Genomic DNA, 17,344 nt, shown 5'->3' with positions numbered 1-17,344 from the left:
GATGAACGACATGAATCCACAGAACAGCGGCCGCACGCCCGGCAGCTTTTCCGCCGACATTGCCAGCGACCTCAGCTCCGGCCGTGCCGTTGACCTCGCCGAGGTCTACGCGCTGCATGCCCTTGACGACGCCGAACGCGCCGCCGTCGACCGCTACCTCGCGCAGGCGCAGCCCGCGGAACGCGCCGAGTTCGAGGAACGCGTCCGGCAGGCCCGCGAGACCCTGACCATGAGCTTCAGCGCCGAGGAGGAACCGCCCGCCGGACTCTTCGACCGCATCGTCGCCGCCCTGCCGGCCCAGGCTGCCGGGCGGGCAGCCGGGCCTGCGGCCGGCGCATCACCGGCTGCCGCTCCCCCGGTGGTGGCCCGGCCCGTCCGCGAGCACCCGGAACAGCCGGTCGCCGACGAGCTCAGCGCCGCCCGTCAACGCCGTGAGGAGCGGCGGCGGCCGCAGGGAATGCGCAACTGGCTGATCGGCGTCGCCGCGGCTGCCGCGATCGCCGTGGGAGGCGTCGGGGTGGGCGCTTACGTCGCCAACCAGAACGATCCGCTGAACCAGGTGCTCCAGGCCGGCGACGTACGCAAGGCCACGATCGACGTGATCGGCGGCGGCACGGCCTCCCTGACGCTCTCGTCCTCGAAGGATGCCGTCGTGGTGAAGATGAACGGCGTCCCGGCCCCGCCGACGGGCAAGGTCTACCAGATGTGGCTGATCCCCAAGGACGGCTCGGCCCCGGTCTCGAAGGGCCTGATGGACGCGGAGGCGCTGTCCAAGCCGGCCGTCGTCACGGGCATCGGCTCCGCGGCTGCGCTGGGCATCACGGTGGAGCCTGCTGGCGGCTCGAAGACACCCACCATGCCGACCGTGGCTGCCGCTCCGCTGGGCGCCTAGCACCCGGGAACAACAAAGCCGCGCAGGATCCGGTAGTCCGGATCCTGCGCGGCTTTTGTCGTGTCAGCGGTGTGGTGACCGCGCTGCTAGATGACCAGCGAGAGCAGCATCACGAAGGCGAAGCCCACCACCGAGATCAGCGTCTCCATCACTGACCAGGTCTTGAACGTCTGGCCGACGCTGAGGCCGAAGAGTTCCTTCACCAGCCAGAAGCCGGCGTCGTTGACGTGCGAGAGGAAGAGCGAGCCGGCGCCGATTGCGAGGGCCAGCAGCGCGGCGTGGGTCGGGGACAGCGTGCTGGCCAGCGGGCCGACGATGCCGGCGGCCGTGACTGTGGCCACGGTGGCCGAGCCGGTGGCCAGGCGCAGCGCCACGGCCACGATGAAGCCCAGGACCAGAACGGACATGTTGGCGCCCTCGGCCCACTTCTTGACCGCGTCGCCGACGCCGGCGCCGATCAGGGTCTGCTTGAAGCCGCCGCCGGCGCCTACGATCAGCAGGATCGCGGCAATCGGGCCGAGGCTCGCACCGATCTTGGTGGTGATCTTGTTTCCGGTAAAGCCGACGGCGTAGCCGAAGGTGCCGATGGCCAGGAGCACGGCCAGGGTCATCGCGACGAGCGGCTGGCCGACGAAGTCGAAGAAGACCCGGATCCACGGCGCCGTGGCGGGGTCGGGCCAGACGATGTCCACGACGGCCTTGAGCAGCATCAGGACCACCGGGAAGATGATGGTCATCAGCGTCACCGGGAAGCTGGGCTGGCGTTTGACCCCTTCGAGGTCGGCGCCGTGCTGGGTGTCGATGCCGCCCGCGACGGCGGGGGCGCCTACCGGTACCCACTTGGCGGCGAGCCGGGAAAACAGCGGGCCGCAGATGATGACGGTGGGGATGGCGACCAGGAGTCCGAGGGCGAGCGTCGTGCCGAGCTCGGCCTTTACCGCGCTGATCGCGATCAGCGGTCCCGGGTGCGGCGGCACGAGTCCGTGCAGCACCGACAGTCCGGCCAGGGCCGGGATGGCGATGCGCATCAGCGGCATCTTGGAGCGCTGCGTGACCAGGACAATGACGGGCAGCAGCAGCACCAGGCCGATTTCGAAGAACATCGGCAGGCCGATGATCACCGCGACGAGAGTGATGGACCAGACCACCCGGTTCCCGCCCGCCTTGGCGAGCAGCGTGTCCACCACCCGGTTGGCTCCCCCGGAGTCCGCCAGGAGCTTGCCCAGCATGGCGCCGAGGGCAATCAGCAGGCCCACCTCCTTTAGGACGCCGCCCACGCCGTCCTCGAAGTTGCTGATGATTTTGGGCAGTTCCACGCCCGAGGCCAGTCCGACGAACGCCGAACCGAGCACGAGGGCGAGGAAGGGGTGGAGCTTGAACTTGGCGATCAGCACCACGATCAGTGCGATGCCGAGGCCCGCGACCACGAGGAGCTGGGTGTCGTGGCCGGTCCAGGCCTCGACGGCAGCGGGAAGCTGCATTGCTGCGAGAGATTTCAAAACGTTTTCCTAGCTGGAATTAAGGGGTGGTGACCGGCGCGCGGTTAGCGCGTGGCGGCGTCGGCGGCGGTGAGATGGAGCCGGTCGATGATTTCCTGGGCTTCGTCGGCAGGCGTTGCCCCGACGGAAAGAGTGATGGAGTTTTCGTCCTCGGTGGGGGCTTCCAGCGCGTCGAACTGGGATTCCAGCAACGCCGGCGGCATGAAGTGGCCATGCCGGGAGGCGAGGCGGTCCGCGATCCGATCCTTGCTGCCTTCAAGGAAGACAAACACCACACCCTCCCCGCGCAGGACGTCGCGGTAACGCTTCTTCAGCGCCGAGCAGGTCACGACGCCGGGCGTGCCGGCGTCGGTGTGCTTCCGGATCCAGCCGGCGATGCTGTCCAGCCAAGGCCAGCGGTCTTCGTCCGTCAACGGCTGGCCGGCATGCATCTTGGCCACGTTCGACTCCGGATGCAGGTCGTCGCCCTCCGCGAGATCCCATCCCAGCCGCCCGGCCAGCAGGCCGGCGACGGTGGATTTGCCCGAGCCTGAGACGCCCATGATGACCAGGACGGGGTGCTGCGCAGTCTTCGCCATTAAAGTCTGCCTTCCATCAATAAATATGATTTAAACAATGGCTAGCATATGGCAGCGGTCACCCTCGGGCAACATTAGAAGCCGGCGATGGTCCCTGGCCCGTTGACGGCGACGACGTGGAACGCTTCCGCACTCCGACCCGGAGCGAGGCCGCCGCGTTCTCCGGTGGCGAGCATGAGGGCGCGGACGGTGCGATCCATCGCCGCGACGTCGGGGTGCTGGCTGGTGTGGATGTGGATGGCGGCCAGCTTCTCCTCGACGTTCCCGGTGACGTCGACGAAGTGGTTTTCCCGCTCCTCCGGCCCGGCGAAGAGCCACAGCCAGGGCAGCTTGTAGGCTTCCAGCCCGGCCGCGGCCAGCTCCGGGTATGCGAAGGGGTTCTCCAGCGCCGGGTACACCGCCCGGGTCACCGCCTCCCCCACCGCCAGGTGGTCCGGGTGGCTCTTTTGGATCCGGTTCCAGTTGCGTTCCGGGTGCATGGCGAGCACGACGTCGGGGCGGAGCTGGCGGATCAACCGCACCACCTCGCGTATGACCTCGTGCGAGGGTTCAAGGTAGCCGTCGCGCTGGTGCAGGTAGTGGATATCGCTCACGCCCACTAGCGCGGCGGCGCGCTGCTGTTCCTCCGTGCGCAACCGGACGATCTCGTCGCGCGTGTCCGGGTCGAAGCCCCCCGCGTCTCCGTCCGTCATGATGCAGTAGCTGACCTGGACCCCGGCGGCGGTCCACGCGGCAATGGTGCCGGCGGCGCCGAAGTCGATGTCGTCCGGATGGGCGGTGAAACAAAGCACCCGCTCAATCCGGGTGTGGTCCGGATCGAACGGGCTCTGTGCCGCGGGGGCGCTGGTGCTCAATGGTCAGCCTTTTCGCTTCTTGATTTCTTCGGTGGCCTGCGGCAGGACCTGGAAGAGGTCGCCGATGATGCCGAAATCGGCGATCTCGAAGACCGGCGACTCGGCGTCTTTGTTCACCGCCACGATCACCTTGGCGGTCTGCATGCCGGCCTTCTGCTGGACGGCGCCGGAAATGCCGGCCGAAATGTAGAGCTGCGGGGAGACGGTCTTGCCGGTCTGGCCGATCTGTGCGTCGTGGCCGATCCAGCCTGCGTCGGTGGCGGCACGGGACGCGCCGATGGCCGCCCCGAGTGCGTCGGCGAGGTCCTCGACGGGCCGGAAGTTCCCGTCCACGCCCCGGCCGCCGGCCACGACGATCCGCGCCTCGGAAAGCTCGGGGCGTCCGCTGGCGGGCTTCTCGTTCCGGGCGGTCACCCGGGCCGCGCCGGTCAGGGCGTCCGCCGGCAGTTCGACCGTGACGGGCTGCGGGGCGGTCGCTGCGGCGGCCTGCTCCGGCTCGACGCTGTTGGCCTTGACCGTCAGCACGGCCACCGGGGTGGTGGCCTTCGCCGTGGTCGTGTACGAGCCGGCGAGCACCGACTTGTGCGCGGTGCCGTCCGCATCCACCGCGACGACGTCGGTAATCACCCCGGCGCCGAGCTTGATCCCGAGCCGGGCCGCGATGTCCTTGCCCTCGGCCGAGTTCTCGGCCAGGACCACGGTGGCTCCGGAGCTGTCGACGGCGGCGGCCAGGAATGCGGCCTTGGGGCCGACGAGGTAGTCGTTAAGGTTATCGGCCGCGGGGACGTAGAGCTCCTCCGCGCCGTAGGCCGCCAGGGCGGCGGCGACGTCGTCGTGCAGTTCGCCGTTGAACGCCACTGCGGCCTGCCCCAGCGAGCGCGCGATGGTGAGCAGCTCGAGGCTGGACTTCTTCAGCGCCGAGCCCGGGGTATCGATGAATACGAGTACTTTTGCCATGTCTGGATCTCCCTTAGAGCAGCTTCTGGGCGGCCAGGAATTCGACCAGCTTGATGCCGGCGTCGCCTTCGTCGGTGATGATGGTGCCGGCTGTCCGCGGCGGCCGGGCCTCGGCGGTCTCGACGGCGGTCCAGGACCCGGCGTGCCCGACCTGCCCGGGTTCGACGCCGATGTCAGCCAGCGTCAGGGTGGTGATGGTCTTCTTCTTCGCCGCCATGATGCCCTTGAAGTTCGGGTAGCGGGGATCGTTGATCTGGTCGGTGACCGAGACGAGGGCCGGCAGGGTGGCCTCGACGGTGTCCGCGTGCGAGTCGCCGTCGCGGCGGGCCGTGAGCTTGCCGCCGTCGAGCTCGAGCGAGGATGCGAAGGTCACCTGCGGCAGTCCGAGGCGCTCGGCGATCTGCGCCGGGACCAGCGAGGTCTCGCCGTCGGTGGAAGCCATGCCGGTCACGATGAGATCCGCGGGGGCATCGGCGCCGAGGTGCCGGATCGCGGCGGCGAGCGCCAGCGAGGTGGCGGCAGCATCCGAGCCTGCCAGCGCATCGTCACTGAGGTGGACGCCTTCGGTGGCGCCGATCTGCAGCGACTTCTTGACGGCATTGACGGCGCCGGCCGGGCCCATGCTCAGGGCGATGACCTTGTTGCCTGCCGCTTCGCCGCCGCGGGCCTCGATCAGCTGCAGCGCCGCTTCCAGGGCGTACTCGTCCAGTTCGGACAGGATGCTCTCGGACCGGTCCGTCGTGTTGTCCCCGCCGGTGAGGTGGCGGTCGAACTGCGCGTCCGGTACGTGCTTGACCAGCACGATGATCTTCAAAGTCTCTTCCACTGTGTCTACAGCAGCCTTCCATGCGGGTGGGCAGCCAGCCGGGTGGGGTCGTGGCCAGGGAGCGCCCGGGGGTGCGGGGTTGCTCCTAGCTAACCATATAGCGCAGCCCTGACGCGGCCCCGGTTAACGCCTGTGTCAGGGCTCCCCCGGCACAGCGCCGACTCGGTCGGAACGGCCGGTTCTCGGTTCGGATTAACGAGTGCCGGCCGGCACCCCAGGGCGCCGGCCGGCATGGTGCTGCTCGTTCTGCTGCTACTGGTCGGCTGCAGCCCCCAGGGTCACGTCGAGCTGCTGCTCCTGGCCGCCCCGGAGGACGGTGACCTTGACCGCAGCCCCGGCGGCCTGCTCGCGAACCGCGGCCGTCAGCTGGTTCGGATCGCTGATGGCCCGGTTCTGGAACTTGGTGATGACGTCGCCCACCTTGATGCCGGCCTTGTCAGCGGCCGAGCCCGGCTCGACCGTGGCCACATCTGCGCCGACCGAGAAGCCCGAGGAGGAGGTACCCGCCGCCTTGGACTTGACGCTCACACCGAGCTGGCCGTGGGTGGCCTTGCCGCTGCTGATGATCTCCTGGGCGACGCGCTTGGCGTGGTTGATCGGGATGCTGAAGCCGACGCCGATGTTGCCGCTGCTCGTGCTGCCGCTGGCGTCTCCGCCGGCGGAGGCGATGGCGACGTTGACGCCGATGATTTCACCCTTGCTGTTGACCAGGGCGCCGCCGGAGTTGCCCGGGTTGATAGCCGCGTCGGTCTGGATGACGTTGATTGAAATGCTGCCCTGGTCGGAGGTGCTCGGCGCCTGGCCGCCACCCGGAGGAGCGAACTGGAAGCCTTGGTCTCCGCCCTGGGAATTGTCGGCGCCGCCCTTGGGAGCGGCCGAGGAGGCCACGCTGATGGTGCGGTTGAGCGTGGACACGATGCCGTCGGTGACGGTTCCGGTCAGGCCCAGCGGGGAGCCGATCGCGACGGCGGTGTCACCGACGTTGAGCTTGTCCGAGTCGCCGAGGGTGGCCGGAACCAGTCCGCTCGGCTTGTCGATCTTGATCACGGCGAGGTCGGAGAGGGGGTCGGTGCCGACGATCTTGGCACTGAAGACCTTGCCCTCGCTGGTGCGGACCTCGACGGCGGCGTTGGCAGTCTTTCCGTCCAGGGTGACGACGTGGGTGTTGGTAAGGACGTGGCCTTCGCCGTCGAGGATGATGCCGGAGCCGGTGCCGCCGTCGCTTCCACTCGTGGCCTTGATGGTCACGACGCTGGGCGAGGCCTTCATGGCCGCGGCAGTGATCGCGTTGACGTCGTCCTTGTTGTTCACGATCACGGTGCCGGACTGGCTGGTGCTGCCGGTGGACGCGAGCGGCCGGTTCCCAAGCAGGGCGCTGCTGCCGGCTACGACTCCGCCGCCCACCAGGCCTGCGGCCAGGATGCTGGCAACCAAAGTGGGGACGCCAAAAGCGGCCTTACGCTTCGGCGCGTTGCTGGGGTGGTTGTATGCGGAGTTGTGGGGAATCGGGCCGGTGGGCTGCTGGTTGCCGTAACCGCCGTAGGGGCCGCCCTGGGCGTTCGGGGCGGAGTGCCCTGAGGCCGACGGCGCGCCGAACTGCTGGGTCTCGGGACCAGCGTGCTGGCCATAAGCCGGCGGACGCTCCGGATACACGGGACGCGGGGAGCCACCCGCTGATTGGTCGAGCCGCATGGTCGGGTTTTCCTGGGCTGAGTCCTCCGCCGCCGCTTCGTGCGGAGTCCCGGCGGCGGCCTCCCCCCGCTCAAGGGGCTCCCGGTCCTTCATCGATGGATCCGGTGACGCGCCCTGCATTGGGTTCTCAGTCATGGGACTTCCTTTCATCCTCGTCTGCAGTCAATTATGGCCGCCCTGACTGGAACAAGAGCGAACATTTGCTGGGAGGTCGCTGGACGCCGACGTGTGCCGGGGTGGCGCTAAGTCCTGCCGTCCCGGCAGCTTCAGCGCGTTTCGCTGGTGGCATATTCCCCGCGGTGGACGGCCTGTGGGGTGCACCATAGAATCAAATGGAATTGCCACAGCGACCTGCGGCTTTACACCTGCGTGGGGGCGTTGCTGCGTTCTGAGACGGCCGGCTCGGCTCGATCCGGTCACAGAAGTGCTGAAGGGTTGCACATGCGGTCAATGATGAAACGATTCCTCGCCGTTCTTGGCGTGGCCGGACTGCTGGCGCTCCCCGCCGCTCCTGCCCTCGCCGAAGATCCGGTGACCATTCCTTCCGGACAAAACATCGTCGACAGCGGCAATGTGCTGGGCAACCGCAAGGGTGAGGTCCAGGACGCCATCCAGAAGCTCCTGAAGGACCACAAGTACAACCTTTACGTGGTCACCGTGAAGACCTTCGAGAACCCTGCCGATCCGAAATCGTGGTCCCAGGCTGTAGCAACGAAGAAGGGCATGGGCCGGGCCGACGTCATCCTCGCCATGTCCGACGACGGCAAGTACTACTTCTCGCCCAACTCGGCCAGCGCCATCTACTCCAAGACCAGCACCATCAGCCAGAACGCGATTGTCGCGAACCTGGCCGGCGGAAAGCGCGACTTCGCCCAGGCCGCGATCGACACTGCGGCGGCCGTCGGCGACGCCGCCGGCGGCGGCAGCGGCTCGGTCCCCTCTGCCGCGGGTGCCGGGAACGGCGTCCTGGTGGGCGTCGGCGTCGTGGCGGCCGGCGGGGTGGGAACCTACCTCTACTTGCGTAACCGGCGGAAGAAGACCGCCGCGGCCGGCGGCGCCGCTTACGGTCCGCAGGCCGAGCTCGACCCCCTGGCGGGGCTGAGTGTCGAGGAGCTGCGCCGCAAGAGCGGTTCGCTGCTGATCGAAGCGGACGACGCCATCAAGTCCAGCGAGCAGGAACTTGGCTTCGCCCAGGCGCAGTACGGTGATGCCGCCGTCGGGAACTTCACGAAGGCGCTGCAGGACGCGAAAGCCCACATGAGCGAGTCATTCAAGCTGCAGCAGCAGCTCGATGACCACATTCCGGACACCGAAGAGCAGCAGCGGACCTGGCTCGGCGAAATCATCCGCCGTTCCGAGGCTGCCCTGTCCTCCCTCAAGGAACAGAAAACGGATTTCGACTCCCTGCGTGAGCTGGAGAAAAACGCCCCGCAGGCGCTGGCGGCCGTCGGCAGCGGCGCGACGGAAGCCGAGGCTAAGATTGCCGCAGCGGAAGAATCCCTGACCGGGCTGCGCGCCAAATACGCGGAGAGCGCGCTGGTGCAGGTGGCAGACAACATCAGCCAGGCCAAGGAACGGCTGGCCTTTGTACAGAACGCTTCCGCCACGGCACGGGAGAAGCTCGACGCCGGCGAGAGCAGCCTCGCTGCCGTCGCCGTCCGCGCGGCGGAGGAGAGCCTGCACCAGACCAACGTGCTCCTCGGAGCCATCACCAAGGTGGCCGGCAACCTGGACGAGGCCCGCAACGGGCTCGAGTCCGCCGTGGTGGACACGTCCCAGGACCTGGCCCAGGCCCGGGCCATGATCCAGTCGGGCACCCACCCGGAGCTGGCCGGACCGGTGGCCGGCGTGGAGGCAGCCCTGGCCCAGGTGAAGGCGGAGATCCAGGGCGGCAAGATCGACCCGATCGCCACCCTGGAGCGGGTGGAGAACGCCCACCAGTCATTGGACGCGGCCCTCACCGGGATTCGCGACCAGCAGGAGCAGGCCCGCCGGGCGCAGGCCTCGCTGCAGCAGAGCATCATGTCCGCCCAGGCTCAGATCAGCGCGACCTCCGACTACATCACGGCCCGCCGCGGTGGAGTCGGCACCGAGGCACGCACCCGGCTCGCGGAAGCGCAGCGCAACCTTGACTACGCCCTTTCCATCTCCCGCACCGACCCGGTCACCGCCCTGCAGTACGCCCAGCAGGCCCATTCCCTTGCCGCCCAGGCGGCGCAGCAGGCGCAGGCCGATGTGGACCAGTTCGGCGGTTACGCGAACCAGGGCTACGGCCGCGGTGGCATGTTCGGCGGCGGCGGTGGCGGCGGCCTCGGCGGCGCCATCCTCGGCGGCATCCTGATCAATTCCATCCTGCACGGCGGCGGTGGCGGCGGCTGGGGTGGCGGAGGCGGCGGCTGGGGCGGCGGAGACTCCGGCGGCGGCTGGGGCGGCGGCGACTTTGGCGGCGGCGGCGATTTCGGCGGCGGAGACTCAGGGAGTTTCTAGCCGGCCGGTTACAGGCTAGGCGCCGGCGGACCTGTTCCGGCCGGCGGGTAGAAGCGGTACATTCACTGTTCACCGATTTCAGTGGCCACCACTGGATGGGACGAAAGGTAACACCATGGTTAAACAGTCCATTTTCGGCCGCATGGCGCAGCTGGCGAAGGCGAACATCAATGCCTTGCTCGATCAGGCCGAGGACCCGCAGAAGATGCTGGACCAGATGGTCCGCGACTACACGAACAACATCGCCGAGGCTGAGTCGGCGGTCGCCCAGACCATCGGCAACCTGCGCATGCTCCAGGACGACTACAACGAGGACATCAAGAACGCGCAGGACTGGGGCAACAAGGCCCTCGCCGCCTCGCGCAAGGCCGACGAGTACCGCGCCAAGGGCGACACGGTCGACGCCGAGAAGTTCGACAACCTGGCCAAGGTGGCCCTGCAGCGCCAGATCTCTTCCGAGAACGAAGCCAAGTCGGCTGAACCCAGCATCGCTTCCCAGTCCGACGTCGTGGAAAAGCTCAAGCACGGCCTGGACCAGATGAAGGGCAAGCTCAACGAGCTCACCAGCAAGCGCAACGAACTGGTGGCCCGCTCCAGGACCGCGGCCGCGCAGACGCAGGTGCACGATGCCCTCAAGAGCATTGACATCATGGATCCGACCTCCGAGGTGGGCCGCTTCGAAGAGAAGATCCGCCGCGAGGAGGCCAAGGTCCGCGGCCAGCAGGAACTCGCGGCTTCCAGCCTGGACGCCCAGTTCAACTCCTTGGAAGACCTCGGCGAGCAGACCGAGATCGAGGCCCGGCTGGCCGCGCTGAAGTCCGGCGGCTCCGCCCCGGCCTTGGGTGCCGGCAATGGCTCCGCCACGCATTCCACCGTGGACGAAGCGGACTTCGACAAGCTCTAACCCATCGGGCAAGGGCCGGGCACGACTGGGTGCCCGGCCTTTGCTGTGCCTGCTACCCGCCGCCCGCTGTTCATCCAGTAGCGTTGAGCCATGTCTTCGACCCTTGTCTGGCTCCGCGATGATCTCCGCCTCGACGACAACCCCGCCCTGGCGGAGGCTGCCGCACTTGGCAGCCCACTGACCGTCGTTTACGTGCTGGACGAGGAATCGCCGGGTGTGCGGCCCCTCGGCGGCGCCGTGAAGTGGTGGCTGCACCACTCGCTCGAGGCCCTGGCCGCCGACCTTGAGGCGGCGGGCTCCCGGCTCCTGCTGCGGCGCGGCCCGGCCGACCGGGTCATCCGCGGACTGGCCGAGGAGTCCGGCGCCACCCGGCTGCTCTGGAACCGGCGCTACGGTGGGCCGGAACGCGCCGTCGACGCCGGGCTCAAGGAATGGGCGGCCGGCCGCGAGATCGACGCCTCGAGCTTCCAGGCCAGCCTGATGTTCGAACCCTGGACGGTGCGGACCGGCTCCGGCGGGCCGTACAAGGTCTTCACACCGTTCTGGAAAGCCTGCCTCGACGCACCCGAGCCGCGGCAACCGCTGGACGCGCCGCAACGGCTGCCACAGCCGGCCAAGACCGGCAAGGGCGGGCCGCCCGAGAGCGAGGCGCTGGAAAGCTGGGGGCTGCTCCCCCGCAGGCCGGACTGGAGTTCCGGGCTCGCCGCGGAATGGACGCCGGGCGAGGCGGGCGCACACAGCAGGCTGGAGGACTTCCTGGACGGTCCGGCGGAGGATTACGCCACGGGCAGGGACGTCCCCGGCGTCGAGGGCACCAGCAGGCTCTCCCCGCATCTGCGCTTTGGTGAAATCAGCCCGTTCCGGGTCTGGCATGCACTCCGGGAACGTTTCCCGCGCAGCGCACCGGCCGACGTCGGGATCTTCCGCTCCGAACTGGGCTGGCGGGAATTCTGCTGGCAACTGCTCTACGAGAACCCGCAACTGGCCACCCGGAACTACCGCCCCGACTTTGACCGCTTCGAGTGGCAGACGCCGTCGGACGCCGAACTACAGGCCTGGCAGCAGGGGCGCACCGGTTATCCGCTGGTGGACGCCGGCATGCGGCAGCTGTGGCAGACCGGCTGGATGCACAACCGCGTCCGGATGGCCGCGGCCTCGTTCCTGGTCAAGAACCTCCTGGCCGACTGGCGGCTCGGGGAGGCGTGGTTCTGGGACACCCTGGTGGACGCCGACGCCGCAAGCAACCCGGCCAACTGGCAATGGGTGGCCGGTTCGGGAGCCGACGCCTCCCCCTACTTCCGCATCTTCAACCCGGTCACGCAGAGCAAGAAGTTCGACGGCGCCGGCAGATACCTGCGGCAATTCATTCCGGAGCTTGCCGGCCTCGACGACAAGGCCGTACACGAACCGTGGAAGGCCGACGGCGGCGCGGCCGGCTATCCGGGACCGATCGTGGGGCTTCCCGAGTCGCGGGCGCGGGCCCTGGAAACCTACCAGCGGCTCAAGGACGGCTAGGAGCCCGTAGAGACAGCAAAGGCCCGGATCCAGGGATCCGGGCCTTTGCTGTTGTCATTGGTTGCGGGGACAGGATTTGAACCTGTGACCTCTGGGTTATGAGCCCAGCGAGCTACCGAACTGCTCCACCCCGCGTCGCTTGATCAACACTACCCTATTCCGGCCGGGACTCAGACCATCGGCTTGCGACGTCCTGGGACGCCGATGATGACCCCGTGGTTAAAGCAAGAAGTCCGGAACACTTTCCAGTGTTCCGGACTTCTTCTCAGTTGCGGGGACAGGATTTGAACCTGTGACCTCTGGGTTATGAGCCCAGCGAGCTACCGAACTGCTCCACCCCGCGTCGCAAGAACAACTCTACCTGCCGATGAACGGGAGGCAAAATCGGGGCGGCGTGATGTGCGTCGCACTGGCTTGCCGCCGGCTGTCACGGGCGCCCGAACCGGGCCCCCAGCGGCGCCCGGACCGGGCCGGGGTGGGACCACCCGACAAAGCGAAAGGCCGGACCGCCGTTCCAACGGAACGGCGGTCCGGCCTTCGGCCTTCCTTCAGCTGGCTGCCTGTCCTGCAGCGCCTACTTGCTCGGCGACGGCGACGGCGTGGCCGACGGCGATGCGCTGCCGGACGGTGACGGGGTGGCAGACGGTGAAGGCGACGGCGTCGTCGTCGTGATCTTGCCTTCCGCGTCGATCGCCCGCTGCAGTGCCGCGGAGAGCTTCTTCTGCTGCTCGCCATAGGCCGCGAAGTCGCCCTTGGCGAGGGCTGCCTGGCCGGCCTTGATCGCCGCATTGGCCTCGTCCAGGGCCGCCTTGAGTTCAGCCTTGGCGTCCTTGCCGCCCGGAGTCGGGGTGGCAGGGGTCTGGCCGTTGTTGGCGGCGTCGCCGGCGGTGGCGCCGGACCGGCCGCCGAAGAGCTGGTTTAGTGCCTCGTCCAGGGTCGGTGCGAAGCCGATCCTGTCGCCGAACGCGACCAGTACCCGCTGCAGTGTCGGGTAGGAGGTCTCACCCGTCGACTTCAGGTAGACGGGCTGGACATAGAGCAGGCCGCCGCCCACCGGCAGCGTCAGCAGGTTGCCGTTGAGCACCGCCGAAGCGCCCTGGCGCAGCAGGTTCAGGTCCTGCGACACCTTCGGATCGGAGTTGAACTTGTTCTGCGCCTGGCCGGGGCCGGGGACGTTGGCTTCCGGCGGGATCTGCAGCAGCCGCAGCTGTCCGTAACTCGCCGCCTTCACGCCCTTCTGGTTGCCGGCATCGGAGTCCGCGGCCAGGAACCCGTATAGGACGTTGCGGGCGTTGCCGTTGACCACCTGCGGGATGAAGGAGGACGTCAGCTGGAAGGCCGGCTTGTCCTGGTCGGGCATCTGCAGCGACATGTAGAACGGCGGCTGCTTGACCCCTTCTTCCTTGACGGTGGGATCGTTCGGCACGCTCCAGGCGTCGTTGTTGGTGAAGAAGCTGTCAGCATTCGTCACGTGGTACCGGCCCAGCAGTTCGCGCTGGACCTTGAACAGGTCCTCCGGGTAGCGCACGTGGCTCATCAGGGCCCCGGACATCTCCGAGTACGGCTTCAGGGACGTGGGAAAGACCTTCTGCCAGGCCTTGAGGACCGGGTCCTGGTCATCCCACGCGTAGAGCGAGACGGAACCGTCGTAGGCGTCCACGGTCGCCTTGACCGAGTTGCGGATGTAGTTGACGGAGTTGCTCGGCAGCGCGGCCGTGCGGCCCGCCGAGGTCTGCGAGTCCCTCGTGGCGTCCGAGAGCTGCTCCTGCTGGGAGTACGGGAAGTACGGGCTGGTGGTGTAGCCGTCCACAATCCACTTCACCCGGCCGTCGACGACGGCGGGGTAGGCGTTGCCGTCGACGGTCAGGTACGGTGCGACCTTCTCCACGCGTTCCTTGGGGTTCCGGTCGTACAGAATCTGCGATTCGGCGTTGACGCCGTCGGACAGCAAAAGGTCAGAAGACTGGAACTTGATCGCGTACAGGATCTTGTTGAAGAAGCTGCCCACGTTCGGACCGCCGTTGCCGGTGAAGGTGTACTGCGTGCCCGCGTCGCCTTCCTTGGCCGCCGGGCGGTCCTGTTCGCGGTGCGCGGCGCCGGCAGGGGCGCCCACGATCGAGTAGTCCGGCGAGTTCTCGCCGAAGTAGATCCGCGGCTGGTAGCTGGTGTCGGTGCCCAGCACGCCGGTGGAGGGAATGCCGGACTGCAGGAATTCGGGCTTGCCGTCCGCGGTGAACTTGTTTCCCTTGGCCGCGACCACACCGTAGCCGTGGGTGTAGACCACGTGCTTGTTGAGCCAGGACTGCTGGTTGGTGGCCAGGCCCCCGGGGTTCAGCTCGCGTACGGCGATGACGGTGTCCTGGATCTTGCCGTTCACCTCGTAGCGGTCCACGTTCAGGGTGCTCGGGAACTGGTAGTACGGCCGGTACTGCTCCAGCTGCGAGAAGGCGTCCGAGATCAGGTTCGGGTCCAGCAGGCGGATGTTGGCGGTGGTCTGGGCGTCCGGGGCGAGGGCGCCGGTGGTGGCGTTAGTGGTGGCCTCGTAGCGCTTTTCCTGGATCTTATCCAGGCCGTAGGCGGCGCGGGTCATGGTGATGTTCCGCTTGATGAATTCGTTCTCCAGGGTCTGCTCCGAGGGGCGGACCTGGAACTGCTGGATCACCCAGGGGTAGACGCCGCCGGCCAAGATCGAGGTGATCACGAGCATGGCGGTGCCGATCACCGGCAGCCGCCACTTGCCGATGACCGCCGCCACGATAAAGAGCACGGCCACGAGGGCGGCGGCGACGGCGAGGATGGCCTTGGTGGGGATGACCGCGTTCACATCGGTGTACAGCGCACCGGCCCAGCGCCCGCCGTTATTCAGCACGGCGGAGTAGCGGTCAAGCCAGAAATTGACGCCAAGCAGCAGCAGGAAGGCCGCACCCGTGACCGCGAGGTGGATCTGCGCGGCGCGGCTGGTGAAGACGCCGCGTTCCATCAGCCGGATGCTGCCATAAAGATAGTGCGTGAGGATGCCGGCGATGCCGGCGACGACGGCGACGCTGAGCAGGAAGCCGGTGACGAAGCCCAGGAAGGGCAGCGTCATGAGGTAGAAGCTGATGTCCAGGTTGAACTGCGGATCGTTCTGGCCGAAGGGTGCCTGGTTGAGGAACAGCATCACCTTCTGCCACTGGCTGGCGGCCGCGCTGCCGGCGAAGAGGCCGAACAGCACCGGCAGGCCGATCATGACCACGCGGCGGATCGGCTCAAGCTGGGCCTGGTAGCGGTTGAGGTTGTCGCGGACGTCCGAGTCGGGCGCGTAGACCGGCCGCGCAATGTAGGCGATGCGGATCGCAAAGAACACGGCGGCGAACATCACGGCGAAGCCGGCCAGGAAGATGACGATCCGGGCGAGGTTCTCGGTCATGAAGACTTCGAAGAAGCCCAGCTGCTGGTACCAGAGCACGTCCGTCCAGACATTGGCGAAGAAGATGAACCCCACCACGATCAGGGCGACAACGATCAACGTCGGCGTCAGTGCGCCTCGCCGTTGCTGTGGCCTTCCGGGTGGGACAGTGCTGGGACGGGACAAACTCGGTACCTCATAGCTGGTCGTCAGTGCTGCTGGTTTTTTAGTTGTCTAAGTGCGTCGTGTTGCTGCAGTCTAGCGACTGCCGTAGCCGCCCCGGCAGGGGACGCAGCGGCCGTCATTAGTGCCACGAGTGACGCGTGAGCTTAGTTCCGGGGTCAGTCTAGTTGCTGGTGCAGGCCGGAAGACCCGATGTGTCGCCGCCAGCGGCGTCGAGCTCGACGGCACGGCGCGCCTCGTCGAGCGTCTCAACCTTGACGACCTGCAGGCCGGAGGGAATATGGCCCACCACGTCATCGCAGTTGGCCGCCGGAGCAAGGAACATGGTGGCGCCCCCGGACCGGGCTCCGACCATCTTCTGGGCAATCCCGCCGATCGCTCCGACGTCGCCGTCGGGAGTGATGGTGCCGGTTCCGGCGACATGTTTGCCGCCGGTCAGGTCACCGGGCGTCACAGTGTCCACGATGCCGAGGGCGAACATCATGCCAGCGCTCGGCCCGCCCACCTGGTCCAGCGAGATCTTGACGTTGAACGGGAACTTGAACTTGTACTGCAGCACGACCCCGAGGAGGTAGCGGCCGCTCTGGGACCTGCTGGGGGTAACCGTCAGGGGCAGCTCGCGGCCGTTCCGGTCGACGACGACCGAGACCGGTTTGCCTTTGCCCGCCGCGAGCTGCGACTGGACGACGCCCAGGGCGGTGATCGGCTTGCCGTCGATCGAGACCAGCACGTCACCTTCCTGGATCTTGCCCTTCGACGCGGAGTCGTCCGGAATCCCGGCCACCTGCAGCTTCTGCTCGAACGGGATGCTGAGTTCCTTGAGCGCCGCGGCGACGGCGTTCTCCTGGGAGGTCGTCATGGCGACCGCGCTTTCCTGCTGCGACTGTTCCTTGGTCACACCCTTGGGGAAGATCAGTTCCTCCGGATAGACCGCCTTCGAGGGGTTAAGCCAGGCGCTCAGGGCTTGGAAGACCGTAACCGGCCCGTTGGGGCCGCCGTCGACGTAGACGGTGGTGAGGTCCAGGTTGCCCTTGGCGGGGAAGGTCTGGTGCCCGGCCACGGTGATGACCGGCTTGCCGTTGTCCGTGCCGAGCGTGTTGAAGATGGGGCCGGGCGATTCGATCACATAGGGAACGGGCAGGCTCATGGCGGCGAGGCCGAGGGCGAGCGCCAGCAGGCCGGAGACCAGCATGGTGGAGGATCGGTTGCCGTCTCCCCCGTCGCCCCGCGTGGCCGCGCTTCCCGGGGTGGTCGTGCGTCCGTCGGTGAGACGCGACCAGGCGCTGCCCCTAACGCTGCGGGCGTCGCCGCCGCTGCTGTCGCCGGGCGCGGGTTCGGCCGGGGGCTGTCCGTGGGTAAACGTCAATGAAGGACCTCTCCGTGCCGGCGCCCGGGGCCTTCGCGGGCCGGGATCAAGGCGCTGCGGCTGCGGCCGAAAACCGGTGCGCAGCCTTCAAATATTCCAGCCTCTAACACTACGCGCTCGGGCGCCGCCGGGGCTCTTTGCCGACAGCGAACGTGGCCGGGTTTCGGGAGACAGCTCCTCACGCGGAGGGGTAGCGTGAAGTT

General features: G+C 67.7%; 12 protein-coding genes and 2 tRNA genes. 4 read left to right on the top strand and 10 right to left on the bottom strand.

The features are described from left to right. Position 1: 1 nt before the first annotated feature. Positions 2 to 892 carry an anti-sigma factor gene (locus AC1DNC_RS13800; protein ID WP_476863095.1) on the top strand — a complete coding sequence of 297 codons (891 nt, stop codon included), beginning with the start codon at positions 2 to 4 and terminating at the stop codon, positions 890 to 892. An 86-nt stretch (positions 893 to 978) separates the two neighbouring features. Here the strand turns inward: AC1DNC_RS13800 and AC1DNC_RS13795 are convergent, their stop codons facing one another. The 6 genes from AC1DNC_RS13795 to AC1DNC_RS13770 form a co-directional block, all read right to left on the bottom strand. Beyond that, on the bottom strand, positions 979 to 2,373 hold the full coding sequence (locus AC1DNC_RS13795; protein ID WP_476863213.1) for a GntT/GntP/DsdX family permease: 1,395 nt from the start codon (positions 2,371 to 2,373) through the stop codon (positions 979 to 981). 62 nt (positions 2,374 to 2,435) lie between these two features. After that, entirely contained in the window at positions 2,436 to 2,969 is a 534-nt protein-coding gene (locus AC1DNC_RS13790; RefSeq protein ID WP_476863094.1) for a gluconokinase, read from the bottom strand. Between the two features lie 74 nt (positions 2,970 to 3,043). Then, the gene (locus tag AC1DNC_RS13785) at positions 3,044 to 3,823 is read right to left on the bottom strand and encodes a PIG-L deacetylase family protein (protein WP_476863093.1); all 780 of its coding nucleotides are present in this window, start codon (positions 3,821 to 3,823) and stop codon (positions 3,044 to 3,046) included. Between the two features lie 3 nt (positions 3,824 to 3,826). Beyond that, positions 3,827 to 4,780 (bottom strand): electron transfer flavoprotein subunit alpha/FixB family protein, encoded by a 954-nt coding sequence (locus tag AC1DNC_RS13780; RefSeq protein ID WP_476863092.1) that lies wholly within the window; start codon positions 4,778 to 4,780, stop codon positions 3,827 to 3,829. Positions 4,781 to 4,793: 13 nt separating this feature from the next. Further along, positions 4,794 to 5,594, bottom strand: coding sequence for an electron transfer flavoprotein subunit beta/FixA family protein (locus AC1DNC_RS13775; protein ID WP_476863212.1), 801 nt, complete (start codon positions 5,592 to 5,594; stop codon positions 4,794 to 4,796). A gap of 264 nt (positions 5,595 to 5,858) precedes the next feature. After that, positions 5,859 to 7,433 (bottom strand): S1C family serine protease, encoded by a 1,575-nt coding sequence (locus tag AC1DNC_RS13770; protein ID WP_476863091.1) that lies wholly within the window; start codon positions 7,431 to 7,433, stop codon positions 5,859 to 5,861. 306 nt (positions 7,434 to 7,739) lie between these two features. On the opposite strand from AC1DNC_RS13770, the gene AC1DNC_RS13765 reads away from it, so the two are divergent. The 3 genes from AC1DNC_RS13765 (at position 7,740) to AC1DNC_RS13755 (ending at position 12,204) form a co-directional block, all read left to right on the top strand. Then, the gene (locus tag AC1DNC_RS13765; protein WP_476863090.1) at positions 7,740 to 9,785 is read left to right on the top strand and encodes a TPM domain-containing protein; all 2,046 of its coding nucleotides are present in this window, start codon (positions 7,740 to 7,742) and stop codon (positions 9,783 to 9,785) included. Positions 9,786 to 9,900: 115 nt separating this feature from the next. After that, positions 9,901 to 10,689, top strand: coding sequence for a PspA/IM30 family protein (locus AC1DNC_RS13760; protein WP_476863089.1), 789 nt, complete (start codon positions 9,901 to 9,903; stop codon positions 10,687 to 10,689). A gap of 90 nt (positions 10,690 to 10,779) precedes the next feature. Continuing rightward, entirely contained in the window at positions 10,780 to 12,204 is a 1,425-nt protein-coding gene (locus tag AC1DNC_RS13755; protein ID WP_476863088.1) for a cryptochrome/photolyase family protein, read from the top strand. A gap of 58 nt (positions 12,205 to 12,262) precedes the next feature. Here the strand turns inward: AC1DNC_RS13755 and AC1DNC_RS13750 are convergent. The 4 genes from AC1DNC_RS13750 to AC1DNC_RS13735 form a co-directional block, all read right to left on the bottom strand. Next, positions 12,263 to 12,339: transfer RNA gene (locus AC1DNC_RS13750), tRNA-Met, on the bottom strand. A 134-nt stretch (positions 12,340 to 12,473) separates the two neighbouring features. Next, positions 12,474 to 12,547, bottom strand: a tRNA-Met gene (locus AC1DNC_RS13745). A gap of 231 nt (positions 12,548 to 12,778) precedes the next feature. Further along, on the bottom strand, positions 12,779 to 15,778 hold the full coding sequence (locus tag AC1DNC_RS13740) for a UPF0182 family membrane protein (protein ID WP_476863087.1): 3,000 nt from the start codon (positions 15,776 to 15,778) through the stop codon (positions 12,779 to 12,781). A gap of 160 nt (positions 15,779 to 15,938) precedes the next feature. Further along, positions 15,939 to 17,141, bottom strand: a complete 1,203-nt coding sequence (locus tag AC1DNC_RS13735; RefSeq protein ID WP_476863086.1) for a YlbL family protein — start codon at positions 17,139 to 17,141, stop codon at positions 15,939 to 15,941. Between the last annotated feature and the right edge of the window lie 203 nt (positions 17,142 to 17,344).

The organism is Arthrobacter sp. 01N442 (genome assembly GCF_056399345.1).
This window is presented reverse-complemented; position numbering and strand designations above follow the sequence as displayed.

Coding starts and splice junctions, on each gene's coding strand:
- AC1DNC_RS13800 (WP_476863095.1), top strand. CDS start 2: ATGAACGACATGAATCCACAGAACAGCGGCCGCACGCCCGGCAGCTTT.
- AC1DNC_RS13795 (WP_476863213.1), bottom strand. CDS start 2,373: ATGCAGCTTCCCGCTGCCGTCGAGGCCTGGACCGGCCACGACACCCAG.
- AC1DNC_RS13790 (WP_476863094.1), bottom strand. CDS start 2,969: ATGGCGAAGACTGCGCAGCACCCCGTCCTGGTCATCATGGGCGTCTCA.
- AC1DNC_RS13780 (WP_476863092.1), bottom strand. CDS start 4,780: ATGGCAAAAGTACTCGTATTCATCGATACCCCGGGCTCGGCGCTGAAG.
- AC1DNC_RS13770 (WP_476863091.1), bottom strand. CDS start 7,433: ATGACTGAGAACCCAATGCAGGGCGCGTCACCGGATCCATCGATGAAG.
- AC1DNC_RS13765 (WP_476863090.1), top strand. CDS start 7,740: ATGCGGTCAATGATGAAACGATTCCTCGCCGTTCTTGGCGTGGCCGGA.
- AC1DNC_RS13760 (WP_476863089.1), top strand. CDS start 9,901: ATGGTTAAACAGTCCATTTTCGGCCGCATGGCGCAGCTGGCGAAGGCG.
- AC1DNC_RS13755 (WP_476863088.1), top strand. CDS start 10,780: ATGTCTTCGACCCTTGTCTGGCTCCGCGATGATCTCCGCCTCGACGAC.